The sequence below is a fragment of the Bartonella sp. TT110JLCBS genome (genome assembly GCF_042193405.1).
In the GTDB taxonomy this organism is placed as follows: domain Bacteria; phylum Pseudomonadota; class Alphaproteobacteria; order Rhizobiales; family Rhizobiaceae; genus Bartonella.
On the sequence record NZ_JBHILT010000002.1, the window covers coordinates 38,703 to 64,738 of the forward strand.

The 26,036-nt window shown below is 36.9% G+C and carries 18 protein-coding genes; 10 read left to right on the forward strand and 8 right to left on the reverse strand.

Features of this window, described 5'->3' with window-relative positions:
• Positions 1–9: 9 nt before the first annotated feature.
• The 4 genes from ACFILW_RS01290 to thpR all read left to right on the forward strand — a co-directional run bounded on the left by ACFILW_RS01290 (position 10) and on the right by thpR (position 2,485).
• Positions 10–474: an HPr kinase/phosphatase C-terminal domain-containing protein gene (locus tag ACFILW_RS01290; RefSeq protein WP_273722417.1), complete on the forward strand. Its 465-nt coding sequence runs from the start codon at positions 10–12 to the stop codon at positions 472–474.
• Positions 475–610: 136 nt separating this feature from the next.
• Positions 611–1,009, forward strand: a complete 399-nt coding sequence (locus ACFILW_RS01295) for a PTS sugar transporter subunit IIA (RefSeq protein WP_273722416.1) — start codon at positions 611–613, stop codon at positions 1,007–1,009.
• Positions 1,010–1,026: 17 nt separating this feature from the next.
• Positions 1,027–1,320, forward strand: a complete 294-nt coding sequence (locus tag ACFILW_RS01300; RefSeq protein ID WP_375622011.1) for an HPr family phosphocarrier protein — start codon at positions 1,027–1,029, stop codon at positions 1,318–1,320.
• 625 nt (positions 1,321–1,945) lie between these two features.
• Positions 1,946–2,485: an RNA 2',3'-cyclic phosphodiesterase gene (gene thpR, locus ACFILW_RS01305; protein ID WP_375684950.1), complete on the forward strand. Its 540-nt coding sequence runs from the start codon at positions 1,946–1,948 to the stop codon at positions 2,483–2,485.
• A 106-nt stretch (positions 2,486–2,591) separates the two neighbouring features.
• On the opposite strand, the gene grpE is transcribed toward thpR, so the two are convergent.
• Together grpE and hrcA are read right to left on the reverse strand one after the other, a co-directional pair.
• The gene (gene grpE / locus ACFILW_RS01310; protein ID WP_375622013.1) at positions 2,592–3,254 is read right to left on the reverse strand and encodes a nucleotide exchange factor GrpE; all 663 of its coding nucleotides are present in this window, start codon (positions 3,252–3,254) and stop codon (positions 2,592–2,594) included.
• Positions 3,255–3,378: 124 nt separating this feature from the next.
• A complete protein-coding gene (gene hrcA / locus ACFILW_RS01315; RefSeq protein WP_375684951.1) occupies positions 3,379–4,449 on the reverse strand; it encodes a heat-inducible transcriptional repressor HrcA in 1,071 nt (356 codons plus the stop codon).
• 507 nt (positions 4,450–4,956) lie between these two features.
• Between hrcA and rdgB the strand changes: the two genes are divergently transcribed.
• Positions 4,957–5,604 (forward strand): RdgB/HAM1 family non-canonical purine NTP pyrophosphatase, encoded by a 648-nt coding sequence (gene rdgB, locus ACFILW_RS01320; RefSeq protein WP_375622015.1) that lies wholly within the window; start codon positions 4,957–4,959, stop codon positions 5,602–5,604.
• Positions 5,601–6,800 (forward strand): radical SAM family heme chaperone HemW, encoded by a 1,200-nt coding sequence (gene hemW / locus ACFILW_RS01325; protein WP_375622016.1) that lies wholly within the window; start codon positions 5,601–5,603, stop codon positions 6,798–6,800. Before rdgB ends, hemW begins: the two co-directional genes overlap by 4 nt.
• 1,604 nt (positions 6,801–8,404) lie before the next feature.
• Here the strand turns inward: hemW and dapE are convergent.
• From dapE to ACFILW_RS01340, 3 genes are all read right to left on the reverse strand, one after another.
• A complete protein-coding gene (gene dapE, locus ACFILW_RS01330; protein WP_375622017.1) occupies positions 8,405–9,577 on the reverse strand; it encodes a succinyl-diaminopimelate desuccinylase in 1,173 nt (390 codons plus the stop codon).
• A 223-nt stretch (positions 9,578–9,800) separates the two neighbouring features.
• Entirely contained in the window at positions 9,801–10,547 is a 747-nt protein-coding gene (locus ACFILW_RS01335) for a M48 family metallopeptidase (protein WP_375645657.1), read from the reverse strand.
• A 31-nt stretch (positions 10,548–10,578) separates the two neighbouring features.
• The gene (locus ACFILW_RS01340) at positions 10,579–11,358 is read right to left on the reverse strand and encodes an alpha/beta hydrolase (RefSeq protein WP_375622019.1); all 780 of its coding nucleotides are present in this window, start codon (positions 11,356–11,358) and stop codon (positions 10,579–10,581) included.
• A gap of 196 nt (positions 11,359–11,554) precedes the next feature.
• Here ACFILW_RS01340 and infC point away from each other — a divergent pair, with 196 nt between their 5' ends.
• From infC to ACFILW_RS01355, 3 genes are all read left to right on the forward strand, one after another.
• Positions 11,555–12,073 carry a translation initiation factor IF-3 gene (infC, locus tag ACFILW_RS01345; RefSeq protein WP_026500140.1) on the forward strand — a complete coding sequence of 173 codons (519 nt, stop codon included), beginning with the start codon at positions 11,555–11,557 and terminating at the stop codon, positions 12,071–12,073.
• A 593-nt stretch (positions 12,074–12,666) separates the two neighbouring features.
• The gene (locus ACFILW_RS01350) at positions 12,667–14,433 is read left to right on the forward strand and encodes an ABC transporter ATP-binding protein (RefSeq protein ID WP_375622020.1); all 1,767 of its coding nucleotides are present in this window, start codon (positions 12,667–12,669) and stop codon (positions 14,431–14,433) included.
• Positions 14,434–15,133: 700 nt separating this feature from the next.
• The gene (locus ACFILW_RS01355) at positions 15,134–15,313 is read left to right on the forward strand and encodes a DUF4102 domain-containing protein (RefSeq protein ID WP_375665168.1); all 180 of its coding nucleotides are present in this window, start codon (positions 15,134–15,136) and stop codon (positions 15,311–15,313) included.
• Between the two features lie 445 nt (positions 15,314–15,758).
• On the opposite strand, the gene ACFILW_RS01360 is transcribed toward ACFILW_RS01355, so the two are convergent.
• Together ACFILW_RS01360 and ACFILW_RS01365 are read right to left on the reverse strand one after the other, a co-directional pair.
• On the reverse strand, positions 15,759–20,417 hold the full coding sequence (locus ACFILW_RS01360; RefSeq protein ID WP_375684952.1) for a translocation/assembly module TamB domain-containing protein: 4,659 nt from the start codon (positions 20,415–20,417) through the stop codon (positions 15,759–15,761).
• Positions 20,417–22,381 carry an autotransporter assembly complex family protein gene (locus tag ACFILW_RS01365; protein WP_375684953.1) on the reverse strand — a complete coding sequence of 655 codons (1,965 nt, stop codon included), beginning with the start codon at positions 22,379–22,381 and terminating at the stop codon, positions 20,417–20,419. The genes ACFILW_RS01360 and ACFILW_RS01365 overlap by 1 nt, the downstream gene beginning before the upstream one ends.
• Before the next feature lie 408 nt (positions 22,382–22,789).
• Here ACFILW_RS01365 and ACFILW_RS01370 point away from each other — a divergent pair, with 408 nt between their 5' ends.
• Entirely contained in the window at positions 22,790–24,322 is a 1,533-nt protein-coding gene (locus ACFILW_RS01370) for a YifB family Mg chelatase-like AAA ATPase (RefSeq protein ID WP_375622023.1), read from the forward strand.
• An 11-nt stretch (positions 24,323–24,333) separates the two neighbouring features.
• Here ACFILW_RS01370 and ACFILW_RS01375 read toward each other — a convergent pair whose 3' ends face one another.
• Positions 24,334–25,251: a transporter substrate-binding domain-containing protein gene (locus tag ACFILW_RS01375; protein WP_375684954.1), complete on the reverse strand. Its 918-nt coding sequence runs from the start codon at positions 25,249–25,251 to the stop codon at positions 24,334–24,336.
• Positions 25,252–26,036 lie beyond the last annotated feature (785 nt).

Consider the following 26,036-nt stretch of genomic DNA (forward strand, 5'->3'; position numbering starts at 1 on the left):
GTAAAAGACATGAAAACAAAATGTGAAATACTCCACGCAAATTGCCTTCAACTAGGCGGCAAGGGGCTGTTAATTATAGGTCCATCGGGTTCAGGAAAATCAACCCTCACCCTTTCTTTGCTTGACCGCGCTGAGTGGTCAAAACGTGAAGCGAAGCTTATCAGTGATGATTATACAATGTTGCGTGCGGAAAATGGAAAGCTTCACGGATACACTCCTGATAATTTAGAGGGCGGCATCGAGATTCGTGGCGTTGGTCTTTATATGATAGAATTTGAAAAGCACACAACTATCGATTGTGTTATTTTTCTCGGTCCGGAATATGAACGTTTTTCCACAAATAAAACTTTTCAATTTGAAAATTTGCACATTCCTCTTTTAAAACTTCCCTCTCTTCGTGAAGCCGATTGTACAGCCATTTGTCAAGCTATTGAAGCATTTTTGTTTAGAAAAATATGGCAAAAATCTGTCTAATTTTTTTCTAAAGATAAAAAAATCACAATTTTTGCCTTTTTTTTGCAAATTTTTCTTGGCAGCAAGATAAAGCCTTGTACAATGTCTTTCCCACCAACTATGGTTGGGTCTTATTAGTTAACAGGAGTTTGCGTAAATGATTGGACTCGTGCTTGTAACGCACGGTGAGCTGGCTGTCGAATTTTTACATGCCGTGGAACATGTTGTTGGAGTACAAGAAAAGTTCGCAACAATATGCGTTTATCCCGATGACGATATAGATCAGCGCCGAGGTGATATTATAGCCGCAGTAACCGATACAGATACGGATCATGGCGTCATCATATTAACAGATGTGTTCGGTGGAACACCATCAAATATAGCTATTCCTGCTATTGAAAAAGGACGCGTTGAAATGATTGCCGGTGTTAATTTGCCCATGCTTATTAAACTGATTTCTATTCGCAAATGTCCTGATATTTCATTATCAGACGCGTTAAGAATAGCACAAGAAGCAGGGCGTAAATATATTAATGTACCAAGTATGACTTTATAGCGGATAATAAAATACCAATGTTTTCCAAAGATACCCTCCCATGTATAAGTCGTCATTTCAATATCTGTAATAAACGTGGGTTGCATGCACGTGCTTCTGCAAAATTTGTACAAACTGTTGACAATTTTAATGTTACTGTTGAAGTTGAAAAGGATGGAAAAATTGTTGGCGGATCATCAATTATGGGACTTATGATGCTAGCGGCTTCATCCGGTTGCAACCTCACCATTCGTGTTTCAGGACCAGAAGCAACAGATGCTCTTAATGCTCTTGAAAAGCTCATCAATAACAACTTTGGAGAGGACAACTAGTGCTTTTTCATCATAAACAAGGATGATGATTCTTAGAAAATAGGAACTTTCTATCATTATTTTGAATTTTAATTTCTCTTCCCGCTTTTATACCAATATTCATATCCATTATAGATTGACATAATTATCATAGATGTAAAAGCTTATAGTAATTTTGTTATGCAAGAATTTTTTTCTTTTCCTAACATTATTTGGCCCATTTGAATAGTTTTGCGTATTATGGCTATTCCCCAACTTAATCATATCATTAAACATTTACAAAAAAGAGAACTCTTCACCTTTGTATGAGAATATGCTTTATTTTAGGCTAAAGATAAATGTCAAAATAATTTCGCACATCAAAAATCTATCAATTTTTCTTATTTTCTGCTCACTTTGTAGCCTTTATAATACACAAGTAATCTTCCATTGCACATCATTGTGATATAGATCATGAAAACGCAATTCTTATCAATGTCATAACCATTTTCTTAAAACGTATAAGCTTTGTACGCTCATAATTATAGTAAGCATTTTTTAGACATTCTTTTTCTATACTATTGCCTTGTTTTCTGTGGTACGTGCCCCGCCCTTATTATCTATATTGCGCTTGGGATAGCATCTTTCATTATAAGGAGATAATATCATGGGTCGTCTATTTAGTGCTCTTCAGATTCCTCAACAAACAACAAAAGCCCTCGTATCATTGCAAAATGGCTTACCAAAAGCACAATGGATCAACCCGCAAAATTTTCATGTAACCTTATCTTTTTTTGGCGAAGTTGAAAGCTCCCTAGAAGATGAAATTATGCATACCTTTAACACTATAGAACTTCCTTCTTTTAAGCTACAGATAAAGGGCTTTGAAGTTTTTAGTTCAGAAAATGCTCCCCATTCTCTTGTGGTTCGCATTGAACCTTGTGAAAAGCTTACTCTTTTACATGAAAAGATGCAATATATCCGGAATAAATTAGAGTTAAAGCCTGATGAAAGACTCTTTATTCCGCATATCACTCTTGCACGAATATTTGATATTAATCTTAAAGATCTTTCTTCTTATCTATCTTCTCGAGATGATTTTTCGCTCCCTCCTTTTGAAGTTGATCATTTTGTTTTATTGTTATCGGCCTCTCCCTTAAATAAGACTCCCTATATTGTAAAAGGAAGTTGGGCGCTTCAAAGATAAAAGGGTGTTTATAACACCCTTTAAAAACCCTTTAAGAAAAGACTTCATATATGTGTAATTGCAGGGAATGCTGCATTTTATGTTGGAGATTTATTATTGAAGTATTTTAAGCCGAATCAGCTTCAACAGAAGCTTCTTTTGCTCCTCCTTTAGCTACACCCACTATAGCTGGACGTAACACCCTTTCCCCGATAATATAACCTGCCTGAACCACTTGTTGAACAGTATTATCTGGAACATCAGCATTGGGAATTTCAAACATCGCTTGATGAAAGTGAGGATCAAATTTTTGCCCCTCTGGATGAATTTTTTGCACCCCATGACGTTCCAATGCTGCCATCATGGCACGTTCAGTCATTTCAACGCCTTCTGCCAATGATTTCAAACCAGCATCACTCTCCCGTGCACCTTCTGGAATCGCTTCCAAAGCACGATTGAGATTGTCAGAAACCGATAACATATCCCGTGCAAAATTAGCAATGGAATAAGCTCTTGCATCCGCCACATCTCGCGCAGTACGACGTCGAAGATTTTCCATATCTGCAGCAAGACGTAAAAGCTGATCTTTCAGTTCTTTATTTTCATCCTGCAAAGATGCTAAAGGATCACTGATCTCATTGTTTTCTGTTTCAACGGCTTCGTGTTCCTCTGTTTTATGCGTTTTTAAAAATTCATCGGCTGCCTGTTTAAGTGTATTACGATCAGCTGGATTTTTTAAATTACAATTTTCAAATGAAGCGTCAGTAAATTTGTTTTTTTCATCAGACATAAAAATTTTATTCCTTCATAAGATTCGTTATTCTCGATATCGAAATTCTACAGACAAAAATCAAGGGGTAGCGATGTATATAATACAATGAGCTTTTATAGTACAAATACTTACTTGCATCGTTTTAACGCAATAACTGTGACACAAGTTGAGCTGTATAATCAACCATGGGCACAATCCTTGCATAATTAAGCCGTGTAGGACCAATAACACCTAAAGCACCAATGACTCTTTGTTGTGAATCTCGATAAGGTGCTACAACTAAAGAAGAACCAGAAAGAGAAAATAACTTATTTTCTGAACCAATAAAAATTCTAACCCCAGAACCTTCATCCGTTAAATCGAGAAGCTGTGCCATACTCTCACGCGTTTCAAGATCATCAAACAAATGGCGTAATCGTTCTAAATCTTCTTCTGCTTTCACATCTTCAAGTAAATTGCTACGCCCACGAACAATGAGGTGTATTTTATGATCAGCACCTTCTCCTCCCCAGAGAGCTAATCCCGTTTCAACAAGATGATGCGATAAATCATCAAGCGCAGCCCGTGTTTCTGCGCACAAGCGGGTAATTTCCTCTTTAGCTTCATTCAATGTACGCCCTTGGATATGGGCATTGAGAAAATTCATTGCTTCCGTCAATTGTGCATGGGTAACCCCTTCTGGCAAATGAACAATACGATTTTCAACTTCACCTTGTTGAGTCACCAAAACGGCAAGAGCGTGCTCCCTATCAAGGCGCACAAATTCAATATGTTTCAATGTTCCTTCTTGTTTTGTTGCTAAAACAAGCCCTGCCCCACGTGAAAGATCTGAAAGAACTCGACTTGCTTGAACAAGAAAATGTTCAACCGATTGTGCATGACCAGACTCTTTGACTTGCATTTCAATATTTTCTCGCTCTTCGTTTGGCAAATCACCCGCTTCCATAAATGCATCAACAAAAAAGCGTAAACCTGATTGTGTCGGCATTCGACCCGCAGAAACATGTGGTGCATAAATCAAACCGAGATGTTCAAGATCACTCATCACATTGCGAATCGTCGCAGGCGATAATGTCTGTTGTAAAAGCCGCGAAAGATTACGTGACCCTACAGGTTCACCATCATTAAGATAAGCTTCAACAATATGGCGAAAAATATCACGCGAACGTTCATCAAGATATTTTAGTTCATTATCAATAGTTTTGTGCTTCATCACAATTGTTTCACTACTTTTAAAATCCTCATCTCTTATATAAGTTTTGCCAAGGTTTGGTCAAATAGTCTAAAGTAGTATAAAAACATATTATCCTATTGAGCTGTAAAATGCTACCTTTCAAAGTGATGCTTGATAAATTACGCAGGGATATTTTTTGTTAGAGTGTGTGAGAAATATAAGATAAGAGTTGATCTGTAAAGTGGTCTGCTGTAGGGATTTGTCAAGAGAATCTCGATTGATTAAAAACCGCTGTAAATAGAAAATTCACCCTTTAGAGCAAGCAGAAAATTGGAAATTTATCATAAAATGCTATTATAAATAAAGAGGTGTCTTTCATATCTTTGCAAGGTTATCTTCATACAAGATAAAAATTTTATTGGAATAAAATATCATAAAACGTGTAAAATAATCATATCATGTAAAATCAAGCAGAATGTGTATATGAGCATTTAAGTCGGTTTTTAGCACAAAAATAATTCCCCTTTCATTTTTGGAGAAATCTATATGAGAAGCATAGCAGATACAAAACTTGTCATTGCTACACATAACACCGGAAAATTGCATGAAATCACTACTTTAATTACACCTTTCGGTTTAATAATACAATCGGCAAAAGAACTGGGCTTGCCAGAACCAAAAGAAACGGGAAAAACATTTGAAGAAAATGCTTATATTAAAGCTTTTTCAGCAGCAAAAAAAACAGGACTTCCTGCCCTCTCTGATGATTCAGGCTTAGAAGTAGATGCATTGGAGGGTGCGCCAGGCGTTTATACCGCTGATTGGGCAATTCAAGCCGATGGTACACGTAATTTTCCAAAAGCTATGAAAAAAATAGAAAATGAACTCCAAAAAGTCGGAGCACGAGAAAAAAGCCAACGAAAATGCCGTTTTATATCCGTCATTTGCATTGCATGGCCTGATGCTCATGCAGATTACTTCCGCGGATGCGTTGAAGGAACGTTCATTTGGCCTCCACGGGGAGATAAAGGCTTTGGTTTTGATCCTATTTTTTTACCCGATGGATGTGAAAATACCTTTGGAGAAATGTCAACAGAGCAAAAACACAACTGGAAACGTAATGATATTCCCCCTCTTTCACATCGCGCACGTGCTTTCAAACTTTTGGCAGAAAACCTTTTAGCATTCTCATGAATGAACCTTTTGGCATTTACATTCATTGGCCCTTTTGTGCAGCTAAATGTCCTTATTGTGACTTTAATTCGCATGTTCGCATCCATGGTGTTGATCAACCACGTTTTGTCACCGCCTTTAAGCGCGAAATAGAAACGCAATACCACAAAATAGGCCCACGCCATATTACAAGTATTTTTATTGGTGGAGGAACCCCTTCCCTTATGGAGCCGCAAACTGTCGATGCCCTATTGCAAGCACTTGCAAAAAAATGGGTAGTCGATGATAAAGTTGAAATTACATTAGAAGCTAATCCATCCAGTGTGGAAGCAGAGCGCTTTCGTGGATACCGTGCGGCAGGCGTTAATCGCTTATCTCTAGGGATACAAGCGCTCAATGATAAAGCATTGCGCAAACTTGGCCGACTCCATAATGTGGAACAAGCTCTTTGTGCCATTGCTTTAGCACGGCAAATTTTTCCACGTTTATCCTTTGATCTCATTTATGCCCGCCCCGAACAAACCCTTGAACAATGGAAATCTGAACTTGTACAAGCAATTGATTTAGCAGCGGACCATCTTTCTCTTTATCAATTGACGATCGAAGAAGGAACCGCCTTTAAACGGCTTCATGATGCAGGAAGACTTATCCTCCCCCCATCAGAGCTAGCCGCAGATCTATATCATCTTACCCAGGAAATAACAGCACTGCGTGGACTTCCTGCCTATGAAATTTCAAATCATGCCATGCCCGGTGCTGAATCAGCACATAATCTTCTTTATTGGCGTTATCACCAATATGCAGGCTTTGGTCCAGGAGCACATGGACGTTTCATTGAGAACGCACCAAATCATTCCTCTGCCTGTTCAAAAACATCATTATCACACCTTAAAAACCGTGAACGTTATGTCACAATAAATGAAAAGCATCCCGAACAGTGGCTTAATTTGGTAGAAACAACAGGACATGGCTGTATTGAAACAGAACAATTAACCCCTGAGCAACAGGCAAATGAAATGCTCCTTATGGGGTTACGCCTATGCGAAGGCTTAGAACTTATACGCTATGAAACCTTAAGTCCCAAACGCATCCCTATGGAAAAACTGATCGAGTTACAACACCAAGAATTGATAGAAATGGTCGATAACCAACGCTTAAAAGCAACAGCCAAAGGACGTATTGTTCTTGATCACATCATTAGCCAACTCGCAAACTAAATTTTCCATAACAACATATTGATTTTATGCCATAATTATCATTTTTTATAGCAAAAGCGAGACTGAAATATCGTAAGATTCCCTTATTTTAAATCTGTTTATAGGCAATTAATTACAATCATTTGCTTACACCTTAAAAATAGAGAAGCATGTGGATAAAAACTATAAAAAAGGAGTAAAAAGGCCTCTTATGAACACCCTTAAGTGCTAAAAGCTATTGCAATATTTTGAGCTAGAAAGTGTATGGTGCTCTAACTTTATTTTTCATAAACATAAAGATGGGGAGGCATTATAGATTTTATATTACAACATTCATAAGCACCGTAGTAGCACAAATGTGACAAACCTTGAGAAAATTTCTCTAAAACAAGTACGTGAATGCATAATACGATAATGTATTGTTCTTTATGAAATCGTGGCACCATTTAAAGAACCAGAGAAATAAGCATGAAACCATGCATCAATTTCTGATTATTTAAAAAGATATTACTCTAGATAATTTTGAAAACCGTAAAGCTGAATAAAAAAGAAAGTAAAAAAGCACGCTGATTTTCACCTTTATACCTTTATATTTTCCCTCAATCAGGTTGTGGTTGTATGTCTGTTTCAGAGATTACAAAAATAGATATACACAATGCTTTTATCCTATTCTGTTATATAAAAGCTGTTATCGCAAAAAATACTGAACCAATATTTATTTGAGATACGCGGCTGTATGATCGGTATTGGTTTATAGGCCACAGTAAAATCATGAGTTTTATTAAACAAATAATGCACTCAAATGGCAAATATACCCGATATGAATCGAAATTGCTTTGTTAGCGAGCGAAACGTCATTAATCCCATATGATCTTACTTGTATGCATAATGCTTATGAGTGTCTGTACGCGTCCTTTAAGGTTATTTTATTAAAAAATTGAGAATAATACTAGGACAATCCTTGGCTCAAGAAGTCAACGTGCTGCTACAAAAAATTCTGTGTATCTTTATCATAACCAAGATTAAAGCTGATTAAATAAGCTCACCTTCTATCTCGTAATGATTTTGCAACGGAAGTTCTTGGGGACAAAAAAAGCAGGGCAAAATATATGAAATAAAACAAACTTAAAGCGCTTTTCCTATAGGCTTTATTCTAAGAGAGTCTAATTGAAATAAGAGGTACCTTTTATGAGAGTGCAGAAAACATATTAAAACATGAGCTGTGAATGAGTGCATTTATGTTGTACGAACTTTTTACAATAGCAGCATGTTTTTGTGTGTCTTTATGGCTTCAACCTGTCATCACATAATGATGATATAATATTCATTGTTTTCCATATATGATTGCGTGTGACTTCCTTTCTACACTTTAAAGAACGAATATTTTCAATCCAATATGGTCTAAACAATTCTACTGCTTCAAGCAGGTCTCTTTTGGCTTTTCAATTATGTAATTCACTTAACTAAAAACTCTACAAGCAAGAATCCCAACTTAAGAATATTCATCACTTACTCTAAAACTACTTAATATATTAAGTTTTACGAGTCTCGTATCACCACACCTTAAATGGCAATATCTTATGGCACAACAAGATAAAGGTATTTTTGAACCAGCAACCTTTTCTTTATGCAAAAAATTCAATAATAAAACGCTCATAAATAGTAGTAAGAGTTTCCACTGCATCAAGGGCAACACACTCATCTACCATATGCATCGTTTGCCCTGGTAAGCCAAATTCGACCACTGGGCAATAATCCTTAATAAATCGCGCATCTGAAGTACCACCAGAAGTGGAACATTCTGGTACACTCCCTGTTACACTTTTAATAGCATTAGATAAAATTTGAATGAGTTTATCATTTTTAGTCAAAAAAACATCTCCTAAACTTGGAATCCATTCAAGCTGATAAGAGGGATATTGATCGCTCTTGTTTTTTGATTGCACCAAAGCAAGACGCTTTTCAATTTCCTTCATCAGTGTTTCTTTTGTCCAAAGATCATTGTAACGTATATTAAAACGAACTGTTGTCTGCGCTGGAATAATATTGACTGCCAAATTACCAGTATCGATGGTTGTGAGCTCTAAATTACTGGGTTGAAAATTCTCTGTCCCTTTATCTAAAGCAGTTTGTGTCAATGCTTGAATAAGCTTACTTGCCAAAGGTAAGGGATTGGCAGCCCGCTCTGGAAAAGCAACATGACCTTGGCGACCCTTCACGGTAATGACACCAGAAATCGATCCGCGGCGACCAATTTTGATAATATCACCAACAGTCTTTACGCTTGTTGGTTCTCCCACAAGAGCCGCAGTCCATTTTTCGCCTTTTTTTTCTGCCCATTTGAGAAGTTTTACCGTACCATTAACAGCAGGCCCCTCTTCATCACCAGTAATTAAAAGGCTTACCCTTCCTTTAATGGGTCGTTTCTCAAGAACTCGCGCTAGAGCCGCAATAAAACAAGCGATTCCACCCTTCATATCAACAGCACCCCGCCCATATAATTTTCCCTGATCTATGACAGCTTCAAAAGGTGGATAAGTCCAATCTTCCAATGCGCCTGGCGGTACAACATCCGTATGACCCGCAAACATAAGATGGGGTCCTTCATTTCCCATTTTTGCATAAAGATTTTCAACATTATCTGTATTTTTATCCGTAAAAATAGGGCGCTCGACGTGAAATCCCATTTTTTTCAAAAATTGTTCCAAAGTTGATAAAGCCCCTGCTTCATGAGGTGTAACAGAAGGACAACGAATAAGTGCCTGTAATAGCTGAAGTGGATCTGTAAGAACAGACATAAAAAAACCTTCCCATTTTTTATAAGTCATCGGAACTTAGGGTTATTACGCTGAATTACAAAAAAGATAAAGCAAAACATTGAAGACACTCAGCAAACCAAGCAGGGGAAAACAATCGTGCTGAGAGCTTCAATGGCTTCCTCATTATGCATTGAGCAAGCACACACTCAACAAAACACTCAACAAAAAGTTCCGTTAAATATTGCCTTCATTTGAAAGTTTTTTACGCCTCTAAATTATATGAATCAAAATTAATGGCATGCAGTCTAGGAGCATTTTCTTTCAACCAAGCACGATATGTTTTACTATCAGGACATAGCTCTTCACAAAGAGCCCAAAATCTTGGTCCGTGATTCATTTCAACAAGATGAGCAACTTCATGGGCAACAACATACTCAACAACTTCTTTTGGTGCCATAATAAGGCGCCAAGAAAAAGAAAGACGCTTATCGATTGAACAAGAGCCCCAACGACTTCTCGTATCTTTATAACAAATGGATTTGACTTTACGCTCTACCTGATGAGCATAATGTGCCACCAAAGGCGTTATAATAAGTGCTGCTTGTTTTTTCAAAACGTCAGCAATGCGTCTTGGGAGGTATTCTAATTGACCATAAACAATAATTTCAGGCCCTTGCTCCGCATCTGCTGTAACAATTTCTGTTACCCCACGTCCCTCTCTATGCTTGATGGTATGAGAAACACCCAATAAGGGAATTGTCGCCCCCACTTTGAGATAAGCATTTTTATGAGAGATTTGTACATGAGCAAGACGTGCCTCAATCCAAGACCGATGTTTTTCAATAAAATTTTCAACCGCATAGAGATTTATTGCTGGTGGTGTTGTTACACAAATCTCCTGACTTCTGGCATCAATACGTAAGGTAAGACGGCGCGCATACTTATTTTCCCGCACCCGTACAGGTACAGAGCGATCAGAAAAAATAAAATGCTGTTTAGAAATGCTCATATATTTTTATCTTCATCAATAAATGTACCCCTTATTTTGCATTAATCTGATTAATCAAAGATCTCAATACTGTTTCAAGGCAATCTAAATCTTGTGGACGAGAAAAGCGATGATCTGCATCACGAACAAGTGTCAATGTTACATCATGGAGAGGTAAATGATCAAGTAAAGTCAATGTATGCTGATAGGGAATATCTTCATCTTCCATCCCTTGTAGAATATGGACTGGACACCCAACATCAATGCATCCTTTCATAACACAATTTTCGCGCCCATCTTCAATTAATGTTTTTGTAAAGGGCATTGGCTCTGTATCATCAACTGCAGGTCGTTCAATATAGCCTTTTTCCTCCAAAATCTTCCATTCTTCTGGTCCTAATTTTGGTTCCACCAATGTTTGTGTAAAATCAGGCGCTGGAGCAATCAATATCATGCCAGCAAGCTTCTTATTTTTCTGTGCTAGCATCATAGCAAGCCTTAGCGCAATCCACCCCCCCATAGAGGAACCAATCAAAATTTGTGGACCCTCACAATAGGTTTCAAAAGTCGCTAAACTTTCCTTAACCCAACGCGAAATTGTTCCTTGAAAAAAATCACCTTCAGATTCTCCATGTCCAGAATAATCAAAACGTAAACAAGACAAATCATTCTTCTGAGCAAACTGATCAACCAACGTTGCCTTACTTCCTAACATATCGGATTGATAGCCAGTAAGCCAAACCAAACCTGGAGATTGGCGCCCCTTGCGATAGCGTACTGCAAGTGCGGTGTTCTCAAACGAAAAAAACTGACAAGGAATATTTTGATCCATGATTCTTTATCCTCCATAAAACAATTTCTGTAAATTAAGAGAAAAACTTTTATAATCTAAATCATTCCAAAAAGTAATAAATCAAATAATGAAAATAACACGAATTATAGTTGTTTTTAGGTGCATAATTGTATATTAAATTAACTGTAGTTGAATCAAAATTTAAGGAGCATAAACCATTCGTAAACCGTTTAAAATGACACCTACCCAAAAAGACGGACCACGTTCAAATCAGGATATTCGGGTACCTCATGTTCAGCTTATCAATGATGAGGGACAACATCAGGGGGTTGTTGCGATACAAGAAGCTCTTGCTATGGCTGCAGATGCGGGACTTGATTTGGTTGAAATTGTACCAAATGCGGAGCCACCTGTATGTAAAATCATCGATTTGGGAAAATTAAAATATCAAACCCAAAAAAAAGCTGCTGAAACACGTAAGAAGCAAAAAGTCATCGAAATCAAAGAGATTAAGATGCGCCCAAATGTTGATGTCCATGATTATGGAGTCAAACTCAAGGCTGTTCATCGCTTTATTGATCATGGTGATAAAGTAAAGATTACTTTGCGTTTTCGTGGTCGTGAGATGGCTCACCAAGATCTTGGATTAAAGCTTCTTCAACGTGTGAAAGAAGATACAAGTGAAATTGCCAAAATCGAATTGGAGCCAAAGCTTGAAGGCCGGCAAATGATGATGGTGATAGCACCTAAATAGTTTTGCATTGGAATAATATTCGCATGCAATTCATCAAATGAGCGTATAGCTATAATTTAGAAGCACCACATGGAATTTGTTGTGGTGCTTTTAGGGGTTTTATAAGCGTGTATAAATCCTTTTAATAGTGCTTTCTCGATTTATAAGGAGAATTCGTTATTTTATATATTAAATGAGAGAACCCAAACATCTTAAGATCTTCTCGTTTCAAGCTCTTTCTATATGAATCCAACAAAATAATTCTGTTTGCACATCACAAACAGAGATAATGCATACATAAAATTATTAAAAAAAGCAGAAATGCCTTTTGTGAATCATTTCAAGTGCCAAAGGCTATTACAATATGGAAATTAGTAAATAATAATGATGGGACTCGCCCGTACTTTTTATTTAACTAAAGATAGTGATAAACAACACCTTTTCGTTCTACCTTTCACAGAGATTTTGCACTGTATTTCTTTACGCTCGCCGTCGTGAAATTGATGGATGAACCTTGAAAGAAAAGGCTATTTTTGTACAAAAGATTAATGGATTTTTTTAATTAAGAGTGCATCAATCTTGCATAAAACAACAAGAAAATATAGAAGCACTTTATGGACAAAAAACAAATTTCCTCTTTTGATAAACATCTTATTATCCGTCTTTTGCGAGAAAATTTTCATAAACATGCGCGTTGGTACAGTGCGGCTATTTTCTCAATGATCATCATTTCTGGTACAACTGCAACGAGTGCATGGATGATGCGTGATGTTGTTAATCAGATTATTGATGCGCAAAATTTTCCTATGATCGTTTTAATTTCTAGCATCATTGCTTTTATCTTTATTCTCAAAGGAGTTGCAACTTTTTCCCAAACTTATTTTCTAAACAAAGCCGGAAATAGTATCATTGCTGAACAACAACGCAAAATTTTTGCCCGACTTATGGAACAAGGAGTCTCTTTTTATCATAATAACACTTCATCTGATCTTCTTGTTCGCGTAACCCACAATGCTACAGCTGTACGTAATATCATTGATACTATTATCACAACTTTTGTACGTGATTTGCTTTCCGTTAGTGGTTTGTTGCTTGTCATGTTTATTCAAAACTTTATATTAGTTTCCATTACTTTAATCATAGGACCACTAGCTTTTTTAGGCGTTCGAATGGCTTTAAAACGCGTTCGCCGCCTTATGGAAAAAGAGCTCCTTTCACTTGGTGAAATTATAAAAATCGTACAGGAAACTGCTGTTGGCATTCGAGTCATTAAGGCTTTTTCACTAGAAGAAGTCATGAAGAAAAGAATGGATAAAGCTATTTGTGATGTTGAAAAACAAACAAATAATATTGCAACACTCGAAGCTATTACAAATCCGATTATGGAAACACTCACAGGTGTTGCCATTGCTGGTATTATCTGTTTTTCCGGTTACCTTGCAACCCAACGCGCAGGTGTTCAAGGTGAATTTATGTCTTTTATTGTTGCTTTACTTTTAGCTTATGAGCCCGCAAAAAGACTAGCAAATGTACGTGTAAAAATTGAATCTGGATTGGTCAATATCCGCACGATGTTTGAAATACTCGACCATCCTCTTACAGTTATAGAACATAAAGAAGCTAAAGATCTGAATAAAACGCAAGGAGCTATTCGCTTCGAACACGTTTCTTTTGCATACACTGAGAACAAAATGGTATTGAAAGACATCAACCTAGAAATAGAAGCTGGAAAAATGACAGCATTGGTGGGACCATCAGGTTCGGGAAAGTCTACCTTTATTAACCTTATTATGCGACTCTATGATCCCACAAAAGGACGCATATTAATTAATGATCAAGACATCCGCTACACAACATTTCGCTCTCTGAGAAACCTGATGGCCTATGTAGGACAGGATACTTTTCTCTTTCAAGGAACTGTTAAATATAATATCGGGCTTGGAAAAGAAGGGGCTAGTGATGACGAAATTATCGAAGCAGCAAAAGCAGCAAATGCTCATGACTTTATTATGCGTTTGCCAAATGGTTATGATACACAGATAGGTGATAATGGCTGTAATCTTTCAGGGGGGCAAAAACAACGACTCGCTATCGCTAGAGCAATGATTCACGATAGTGAAATTCTGATTCTTGATGAAGCAACAAGTGCGCTCGATTCACACACCGAAGCACAAATTAATGAAGCCATTCACCACCTTACTAAAGGACGCACAACGATCATTATTGCTCATCGCCTTTCAACGATTGCTCGTGCTCATAAAATTGTGGTCATACAAAATGGACAACTGATTGAACAAGGTACTCAAAAAGAATTGCTCGCAAAAGAACATGGGTTTTATAAAAAACTTCATAATATCCAGTTCAAAAAACATACCCCCTAATTTCTAGATCCTTAAATAAGATTTGAAATAAAAAATGGATAGAAGGTAACACCCCATTTGTGGAACAGAAATGTTACCAAGGAAAAGTGTTACTTCAATCAAGGATTGGCAAAAAATTTACGGCTTATTAAGATATAAACTTTTTGAATTTAGATGAAAACTTCACCCGCTTATTTTATGAATGCCATTGATTTTAATAATGAAACTTGAGAACAAAAACCTTTATCCTTTACTTACACAAATGATAAAATATTCGTAAATATTGTGAATCCTAAAAGAAGGATAGCATCAAGTTTAAAAAAAATTGCTGTGGATTATGATAATGAATCTGGATCGATATCACTTTTTTCTGTATTGATAATTTTTTCTCCACACATCTTAAAGGACAAAGTTTCTTATCCCATCTGATCTGTAAACAGCCCAAATTCTTATCGAATTTGTTCTACCTGATAACGACTTATGTGATTTACTTATACAAGGCTCAACGAACAAACCCTATTCTAAATATTCACCTCGCGCTTTCAATAGCAATGTATTGATTTATAAAAATAATTCATTTTTGCATGTTGAATGAGAGTCTAGAATAACGTAAGATCCTCTTATTCCCAACCTGTTTATATTGAATCAATCAAAACCACTTGCTTGCACATAACAAGCAGGATGAATGTATGGATAAAAACTGTACAAGAAAGGACTAAAAATGCCTCTAATGTATCATCTTAATGCAGAGGCTATAGCAACTACCAACGAGTTGGAAAATATAACGATGTGCCACCATAAGCGTAAAGATGGAGGGAGCAAATGGAGTTACCGTTATACCATTCACGAGCGACAGCGTGAAATGAGCTTGGAAGCAATGAGAAATATTTCTTTAAAATAAGCGCGTGAATTTGCAACACAATGGTGTTCTGCTTTGAGGGCTTTCGTCATAAGAAAAGTGATCTCATTCAAGAATACAATAAACAAAAATGTGAAATAATAGGTCATTTTCATTATTATAAAAATATTGCTTCAACTGCTTTTGAAAATAAAATCTATACCCTATGAATTCTACATTATACTCTTCAGACAACAGCATGAAATGGAATTGAGAATGAGGTATTTCTCTAAAATAAATATATAGCAGCAAAATAACATACTATCTTTCGTGAAGATTTTGTCCCTTTAGAGAATCGCATAAACAAAAAATCGAATATTTCAGATAGTTCTCTTCACGCCTCAACAAAAAGCTTCTTCTTTTACAGGATTTCTAGTCTATGCCTCCTTCCTCAGATTTAGAAATGAGAGACAAAAAACGAAGAAATTGTTTTTTTAAAATTCAATCTTTAATAATCTCTTTCATAAAAGAGACCTATACTAGAATTTTGTTCATTTCCTATGGCACCTTTAGCTTTGAGATGACGCGAAATATCTAAATTAATTGTCCCTTTCGTCGTTCCATCAGCCCCTGCTTCAAAGCCCAAATAAATATTATTGTGTATGTAGCGTCCAATACGTAAGCCTGTATTCCCCTTCTCATTAACGATAACATCAAGATCATCAAGTCCAATTTTAGTTCGTAAAGTATTCAACAAAGATGTACTAGAACTACCTGCAAGATCAGCCGCTGCTGCTGCAAGTTGAGCAATCTGAAATGGTGATAATTCATTAAGAGAGCGTTTAAAAATCAAACGCGCCAAAATCTCATCCTGAGGCAAATTTGGTTGTGATGAAAAATTAATATCAAGATTATCAACCGTCCCACTTACAGTTACAGTGACGCGAATATCACCACTGTTATTGTTGGTTACAAAATAAACCGTAGGATTAAGATTACCACTAAAACTCGCTTGTCCTTGATCAAAATTAAGACGTTGCGACAGGATATCAAAACGTCCACGAATCATTCTAAATTCACCAACTGGATGCACATCATTCAATGGACCTGCTAGATTAATGCGTCCTCCCAGTTCTGCATCTAAGCCTTTTCCGCGTACAAAAAATTGATTGCGTGCTGTAATACGCATATTTGATAGCACGACAGATGAAGATTCTTGTGTAACTATACGGCTTTTGCTTTTGTTCGTGTTCTTAACATCAGCACGTTCAAGTGTTGTTTGAATCGATTTAGTTAAATTCTTATTTCTAACATCAAGAAATTTTGCACTTTTAAAATGATCAGGAACAAAAACTTCAGCTTTTTCAACGATGATATCACCACCAAGAACAAGACTATTTAAAAAATGGCCTGTCATTGTCATCTCACCTGATAATGTTGCCAGAATCATAGAACCATCATTATAATTGGCATTATCAAGATGAAATAGCAAATCTGTCTCTAGACCATTAGAGATACGACCTGAAGCAGAAATTCCTCCCCCCTCAAACGAAGAAGCTGAAGCTTTTTCTATAAGGATATGATCACCTTTCAATTTGCCTTCAATTGTTATATTATTTAATCCTACATTTGTTTGTGAATCAAAAAAGCTACCGTCGCCTATAGAAATATTTCCTATCAATTGTGGCTTTGATAATGACCCATTAAGAGCTGTATCAATTCTTGCTGTACCCGTTATATGTGCACCACGCTTAGCTAATAAGAGATTAACAAAATCAAGAGGCATTATCCCTTTAACGTTTAATTTTGCCTCTGAACCATTAAGAGATACAGGCCCATGGATGGAAAGATCTAATCCTTTATCTCCAGTAGCTATCATATTTTCAATATGAAATGTCGATTTTTTATAAGAACCACGAGCATTTATATTGATTGACATCGGTCCTTTATGCGTCATAGCGGTTAAATTTTGACTAGAAAGCTCAAAATGAGCAGATGGATCCTTCATTGTTCCGCCAATATCAACTTTACCTATCACTGTCCCATCAAGCGCTTGTCCTGCAATAAAACCATTCGCCAAACGTGCAGATAAATTTTGCAAATTAATATGAAGATCAAGCGCATTTTTCTCTAGAGATACACGCCCCTGAGCTTGTGCTTGTACTCCTTCTCCTGTTAAATTTGCATTCAAAGTAAGATTTTGATCTACAGTGTTTCCCGTAGCAGAAAGAGAAAAAGGCATAATTTTTTTATCTTGAAAAGCAATGGTTGTCAGTCCCTCACCTTTTATATCGTAAGTTATATCAGGTTTTTTTAAATGACCACGAATCATAACCTGCCCTGTTACACTCCCTGCTGCACCAAGATCGGATTTCCACAAATTGACTAAAGTAGCAGGAAGGGCATTCATTGTAAGTTGTAAATTCAGGGTATCTTGAATATTTCCTGCTAAGATGATGTTGCCCCCATTTATTGCAATTCCTAATTCATTGATTGTCATTCCATCTTTATCAAAAGAGATTATAGATGGCTTCGGCAATGTTGCATGAAAAGTATGTTGTTTTAAGTCCACAGCTTCAATTTGCACTTCTCGTTTTATACTTTCTGGAAGTTCCTCAACCATTAAACGACCAGAAAGCCGTGCATTGAGAGTATCATGCAACATCGCCTGGACAGTAAAAACCGTTTGTCCATTATTCCTATCAGCGTGAGCATTTAAACGATTGACCATTACTAAAGGTGTTTGAATATGTTCTGCATTGATAACTCCTTCAAACTGAGTCATGCCAAAAGGATCGAATATGTCAGCATCTATTGCCAATTTTTTTATTTTATTCTTGGAAAAATTCAAATGGTTAACATGCGCCTTCACATTGGTTTTTTGTCTGCCATTTTGTTCATCAAAAATAAAATCTCCTTTTACTTTTCCACTACCATCCTGCAAAAATAACGCTGAAAGTACGGAAATATCATCGGCATCAATATGCAGCGCTCCTTTCAAAAAACCGCCAAGTTGTTGAGAAAGATCACCCGTTATTTTTGCACTTCCCCCTCTAATATCGATATTTTCAAGTTTTCGAATTTTATGAGAATCTTCAAAAGAGGCCGATAAATGCAAAGGTTTCTTAGCAAAAATCCCTTCACCCTTTACCACCCCCGTTAAAGAAGTGACTGGTGCCGTATTATCTACAAATGCATCTATGTTAAATGTTGTGTTTTGAAGTTTCTTCCCCATGAAAAACGCTTCAGCCACATTAGCACGTGTATTGAGTCTTATATGGCGATTGCGCCCTCTCGCCGTACTTTGAATTGTAAGTGCACCACTTATCTTCGGATCTAATTTGGACAAATCAGATATTTGAGCAGATAATTCCATTTTAGCGCTTTCATCTGAAAAATAACCATTAGCCTTTATGTTTGTATATTGATTTTTCAAATTCCAATGACGTAAAGTGAAGCCCTTTGTATTTCGAGCAGCTCCACCTGAAAGAGTAGTATTTCCTTTGAATAAACGATCAAAAAACTGCATGCCTATTTTCATATCGTCAGCCATTCCTGATAATTGGAGATCAAAAATGCCACTCAATAAACTGATCGTTCCTTTGGCTTTAATATCTGCACTACCAGAAAGTGATTGTTTACTGAACACTTCCAAAGGAGTTAATGTTTGAGCTTTTAAACCGAGATCGCCTTTAAAAACAAAATTCTCCATTGTCCCTTTTAACCAAGAAGAAAAACCCTGAGCCGTAACACTCAGATCATGAATCAAAATTGGTTTGTTCGAAACAATATCCGTATCTAAATGCACATGAACCGCTTGGCTTAAATTTTCTACTAACGCTCCCTTAATCTTTTTAACCCCTTGAAGCGTCCCTTTAACCTGAACACCAACATGACGAGAAGCTGCATTATCAAGATTTTCGCTTACTCCTCCCATATCAAAAATTGCATCACGAATATAAATATTTTTATTGCTTAAATGACCTACAACCAACCGCCCATTCCAAGATTGTTGCCCTTCGCGACCATAGTCAATGTTCAAAGCAAGAGTATTCGCAGGTTTTGGCACTTCTGATATAGGTAAATGAATAGACTCCTTTTCGTTATCAAGAGCCATTTTGCCATCAACAAAAAGCCGTCGCAAGAATCCATCGGCGGCTATTTCAGCATTGGCTATAACATTCATTGCTTTGTTCTGAATAACCATCTGATCAAGGTGTGTCACACCTTCTTTTGTTCTTCTTGCCTTTGCTTTTAATGTTATATCAGATTCGAAGAGACTACGATATTGAACAGGTATTAAAGGGCTCAGTGTTCCCTCTAATTTCGTAGAAAAACTCTGTCCTTCTGGAACGCTTGCAAGAATAACATTACCATCTAAAATAGAATGATGATCGGATTCTAAAGAAAGTTTGATAACCAAATCATCAAAAGTACCATCACCTTTCACGACGAGACTTAATGCTGGACGTTGTTCAATGTTAAAAATATTCGCCAAAATACCATTTTGTGGTTCGTTAGCAGAAATATCAATTTTAGCTGTACGATTACTATCAGATATCTTGGTGAGAACAGAAAAAGAACCCAGTGTATCTAAACGATGCGCCGCTATATCGATATCAAAATTACCACTAGCCAAAGTGAATTTGCCTTTTAAGGACATATCAGCAGAAAAACCAAAAAGATTCTGTTCAAATGTCACATGTTGAGCTGTAAGTGTATTGATAGAAAGAGCAAGTGGCAATTTTGGTAAAGAGAACTTACCCGTCTCAAGGGAAGAAACAAAAGAAGAATTGCCTTGCGGTTTGCGTAAAAATGTAACCTGTTCTGCCGAAAGCTGGTTAATATCCATCCGCCCTCTCAGCAACGCTAGACGATTCCAATCCATTTTAGCATTGGTAATTTTAAGCCAAACCCCTTTTTTATCACTGACAGTAATAGTATCAATTGATGTTTGAGAAGACAGTATCCCTTGCATATTGTGTAAACGAACTTGACGATTAGGCGCTGAAAGCTTTCGTTCAATTAAAGAAACAAACCATGAGCGATCATCTGTTTTCATTTCGCTAGAGGGAAGAATGTCTCCTCTTTGCGCAAAAACAAAACCACCCACCCCAAAAAACAAAAATACAAAGAAGAAAGCTGATAAACGTACACCTTTTTTCATTAAAATGCTTGCCCTATACCCACATAAAAACCAATGCGAGGGTCACCCTTCTCTCTCTTTAAAGGAAAGGCTAAATCAACGCGTAAAGGACCAAGACCCGTCATATAACGACCTCCTATACCGGCTCCCCATTTAATTTTTTGAGAAAAATCAAAATTCGCCTTTTTCCCTACTAAACCTCCATCAAGAAAACCGACAAACCCTATTTTATCATTTAAAGAAACACGCAATTCTGCTGCCCCCTCAATAAGCGACCGTCCACCAACAACCGCATCATCTTCTGTTTTGATACCAATATTACGGTAAGCATAACCACGAACAGAGCCCCCACCACCAGCAAAAAAAAGCGTACTTGCGGGAACTTGTGCTGTATCATTCCCAAGAATTGTACCAAGCTTCGCCCGTGCAGCAACAACAAAACGACCCCCTTCATCCAACGCCCAATAAGAACGACCTTCTGCTGTTACTTTTGCAACAAAGTTGCTAAAACGCATCTCATAAAAAGGCTCAATGAAAACTTCACCATATAAACCTTTTGTTGCATTAAACTTACTATTACGACTATCGTAAATCAAACCGCTAGGGAAACCTATTGTTGTAAAATTACGGCTCCCAAAATAGATATCACGTGAATAACCATTTGAAACTTCTACAGCAGCCTGTCCCGATAGATTACCATTGAAAATATGCGTAATACCTAATTTTCCTTTGATGGCTTTTGTCGTATAATTTTCTAAAACATCTTGTTGTATTTTTAATTCTGACCTGAGATCTGTATCTGGCGTGAGTACACCGGGCTTTACAAATGTGCCACCGAAAAGATAATCAAAATTTTTAAAATTATATGATTGCTTTTTATTGCTACCAACACCACTTATTTTTGTTTCAATTTTAAGAGTCTCTGCATGACCAAAAAGATTGTTATGCATCCAATAAGTCTCAAAACCAGCACCGTCTAAAGTTGAATAGCTACCGCCTACACCAAAACGACGCGGTTTACGTTCTTGTACAACAAGCGTAAGCGGTAAACGTCCATCTAGATTAATAGTATCAGCCTCACGTATATTGATAGCACGAAAAACACCAAGGCGCGCAAGACGTTCATTTGCCTTAGCTAATGCATCGGAATCGTATATCTGTCCTGGTTTTAATCCAGTCATCCACGCGATATAAGCTGAATCTACACGTGGTTTCTTACTTATATTACGCACGCTTAAAGGACCATAATAAGCCTTTTGTCCAGGAGCAACAACAATCCGTCCTTCAACACGCAACGCAGCATGGTCAGCCACGACTTCACTCTTCATAATTTCAGCTTTAGCATAACCTTGTTGACGCCATCCTTCTATCGCCCATTTTTCTGCTTTCAAAATGGTTTCAGATTTAGCAATAGCCCCAACTTTATAGCCCAATTCTTCAATTGTGGGCATTTTATGCGCTTTACGTTTTTCAAACGGAGCTACTTTATCAATATTGGCAATACTAAAAACATATTGTGGACCAGCATTAATTGTAATAACAATATTGGATCGTGCTGGAAGTTGAGTTACCGGACTTAAATCAGCGACTTCTAAGCCATTAATTTTAATACTAATAACACCACCATAGCGTCCATCAGCATAAAGAGCTGAAAGAATTGCTCGATAATCTGAACGCGCCTTCGCTAGCAAACCAGAAGAACTGGCAGATGCTTTCTCTTTATCAGCAACAAGAGAAGAAACAGATTTAACTATTTTTATACCTTCTAATGGTGCACCTGGCGGTGCAACAACATCAACTTTATAAAATTTCTCTGTACTTTTGGCATAATGTGAAGAAGAATTTGTTTTCTTTTGACCAAAAAGAGGGATGCCGAAAAAATCAAATGCAGCAAGTGGCTGTGGAAAAGAAAAAGTAAAACACAAGCCTATAAATACACAGCGCACAGTCCCTGATTTTAACAAAATTCTTGTCTGGTATACCATAAAATCAGATACCTTATAATACACTTTGCATCTACTACGCTTTAAATAATATAAAAATAAGAAAGGTAAATATAATTACTTTGCACATTTTACACGTTTTGTCACATCAAATAACACTCTGCGATACATAACGTTATCCTCCCCTTATATTTTCATAAAATTCTGTACTGTTGTATAACACGAACAGCCTCATTCTTTTTTTCTTAACATATTTATTTAGCTTATTATAAATGTTTTATTGCGTTCCATATCATCATGGTTAAATTTGTACAAATGACTTTCTATGGGAATGCTAAAAAACTGCCCACGTATATAGTTCTCTCTATAAAAAAAGCTATAGAGATGCTTCTTGATTTTTATAAATAGATATGATTGTCTCTACCAAGTCTAAAGGGGGAAAATAAATAAATGATCGCACGTATTACAACTGTTGCTTTTCGCGGTCTAGAAGCCATTCCTGTCGATGTACAGGTTATGATTTCGTCTGGTAAAATAGGAATGGCTATTGTTGGATTAGCCGATAAGGCAGTCGCAGAAAGCCGTGAACGTGTACAAGCAGCCCTCCACGCTTGTGGACTTTCTATGCCTACTAAACGAATTACGATTAATCTTGCACCAGCTGATTTGCCTAAAGAGGGATCGCATTACGATTTGCCGATCGCCGTAGGCTTAATGCTTGCTATGGGAATTCTCCCTCCCGAAGTAGCACAAGACTATATCATTTTAGGGGAATTATCGCTGGATGGTTCACTTGCCGCTGTTAATGGTGTTTTACCAGCTGCCATGACAGCTTTATCACTCGATAAAGGACTGATTTGTCCCTTCCAATGTGGACCTGAAGCTGCTTGGGCAAATGCAGAAATAAATATTCTTGCCCCAGAGACTCTGCTCACTATAGTCAACCATTTCAAAGGAACCCAAATTCAAAAACGTCCACAACCGCGCCAATATACTATCGAAACTGAACTTCCAGATCTTTGCGAAATCAAAGGACAAAAAACAGCTAAACGTGCCTTAGAAGTTTGTGCTGCTGGACGCCATAACCTTTTGTTTGTAGGTCCCCCTGGTGCTGGAAAATCTATGCTAGCGCAACGCTTACCTTCCATTTTGCCACCTCTTGATAGCCGTGAGCTTTTAGATGTCTCTCTGATTGCTTCTATTACAGGAGAAACGGTTCATAATACCATTTCACTTCATTGCCCCTTTCGTTCCCCACATCATTCTGCTTCCATGGCCGCAATGATTGGTGGAGGACTTAAAGGACGACCAGGAGAGGTCTCCCTTGCTCATAATGGTGTGTTATTCCTTGATGAATTGCCTGAATTTTCTCCACAGGTTCTTGATTCTCTTCGTCAACCTTTAGAAAGTGGGGAGTCAGTTATCGCCCGCGCTAATCACCATATTAGCTATCCTGCCCGCTTCCAACTCATTGCCGCAATGAATCCTTGCCGTTGTGGTATGGCAGGCGAAAAAGACCATGTTTGCGCTAAAGGAATACGCTGTCAAATCGATTATCAGTCCCGTATTTCTGGTCCTCTGCTTGACCGAATTGATTTACGGATTGATGTCCCTGCTTTGACGGCTATGGACCTTATGCAACCAGAAAAATCAGAAAAAAGCTGCGATGTTGCCAAACGCGTCGCACGGTGCCGTACCATTCAAGCTAAACGTTTTTCAACAATGGGGTTTGATCATATTCGTACCAATGGCGATTGCCCTGCCAAAATTATAGAACAGATTGCCATTCCTGATAAAAGTGCGACCATACTCTTACGAGATGTGAGTGAAAAAATGCACCTCTCTGCACGCGCTTATCATCGCATTCTCAAAGTTGCACGCACAATTGCTGACCTTGACGGATCAGATACTCTTTCACGCTATCATCTCGCAGAAGCTATTTCCTATCGACTAGGCGCAGAAAGATTAACAGCCCTTAATTAAAAAACTATTCATCAATAAAAACTTATTGGAAAATAACGCAAATAAAGTTCTGTAAGTTTACCATCTTCTTCTAGTGATTTCAGCGCATAATTGAGTATATCAACCAATTTTTCATTTTTTTTTGCAACAGCAAGCTGCATTCCTTGTCCCAATAACTGTGGTGCCATATATGCCCCCCCAACAAAATGGCAACAATCAACAGATTTTTGTTTTTTGAACCATAACGATAAAGCAAATCCATCATCAAAAATAAGGTCAATTTTACGCTCTTGTAATGCTTTATAAAGCTCTTCTCTCTTTTTAAATCCTTGCCATTTGGCTTCAGGAAAATAATAATGAAAGAGCTGTTCGTGAACACTTTTTGACAAAACACCACTGGTTAAATGTATTAATTGATCGCTTATTGGCTCATCAAGATTTAAAAGTCGAGAAGCAACAAATCGCGCTGGAAAGCGCAAATATGACTTTGTAAAAACAAGATCTTGCTGAGTTTCACTTGTTTCTTTTAAACCCGCAATAATAACTTCTGCACCACCATTTTTCACATGCTCCACGAGCTCTTTCCAAGGAACAACTTCTACCTCACAAAGTTTCTCTAATTTTAATTTTGAGCAAATAGCACGCAATAAATCGATATTATAACCTGCAAGATGCCCCGTTTGATCAAGAAAATTAAAAGGAGGAAAATCAAAAGTTGTTACAAAACGCAAACGAACAATATCCGTTGTATCAGGTTGTACCAAATGTTCATGCGAATCAAAAAAAGAAGGTAAGTTTCCAACTATTTTAGCTTCTGCATAAGAGAAAAATAGAAAACCCCCTGCTACAAATAAAATACGAATAAAAATATTGTATAAATTATTGAGTAAAAAGTACCGTAAACGCAATTGAAGAAGTTGTTTTACATATATAGGTTTTCTTATTTTCAAAATCTCTCCCCCATTTTCAAAGCTAAGATGTAACTCTTCTCAGTTATTATCTAATGCACTTCACCAAAATATCTGGCGCTTAATCAATAAAATTCTTGCACTTTTCTAAAACTGTTAAAAATTTTCATATATTTTTTTAAAATACATTGAAAATGCTTCTTAAAAAAGTGCGTGAATAAGCCGCACAATGGTGTTTTATTTTGAATAAGAAATGTAACCTCCATGGACAGGAATAATGCAAACAAATATACACAATATTCTCACCTCAATTTAACATACAAAAAGTTAAAAAACTTAGAGAACGCGTAATATTAACTTCATTAAGATTGAAGATTGATTTATAAGTAAGAAAGTAAAAGCTTCGTTAGTGTAACATAAAGATGCACAACTAATTTTGAAATATTATGCATATGCAAAAATAAACAATAATATCACTCTTCACATAATTTTAAAATTTACGTTTAAAGTTTACGTAAAGCGTAATTGACCTCATCCTGAAATTTTAAAGGAAAAGGATTCGTACCAACGTTGTTCTGTAAACAGTCAGCTTCTCTCGATAAATTACGCTTTTAATTTCTTTAGTCTTCCCATTGTAATTCACTTAACTAAAGGCTTTCAAGCCCTGCCCTGAATATTTACCACGCACTGTAAAAATACTTAAATATATCAAACAGTTGCTTAATTGTCTTATATTATCACCCTAAATGACGATATTTTACTGTATAATGGTGTTATATCATTTCATCATTCTTTCCATTATATATCGACAGATATTGAATCTAGAT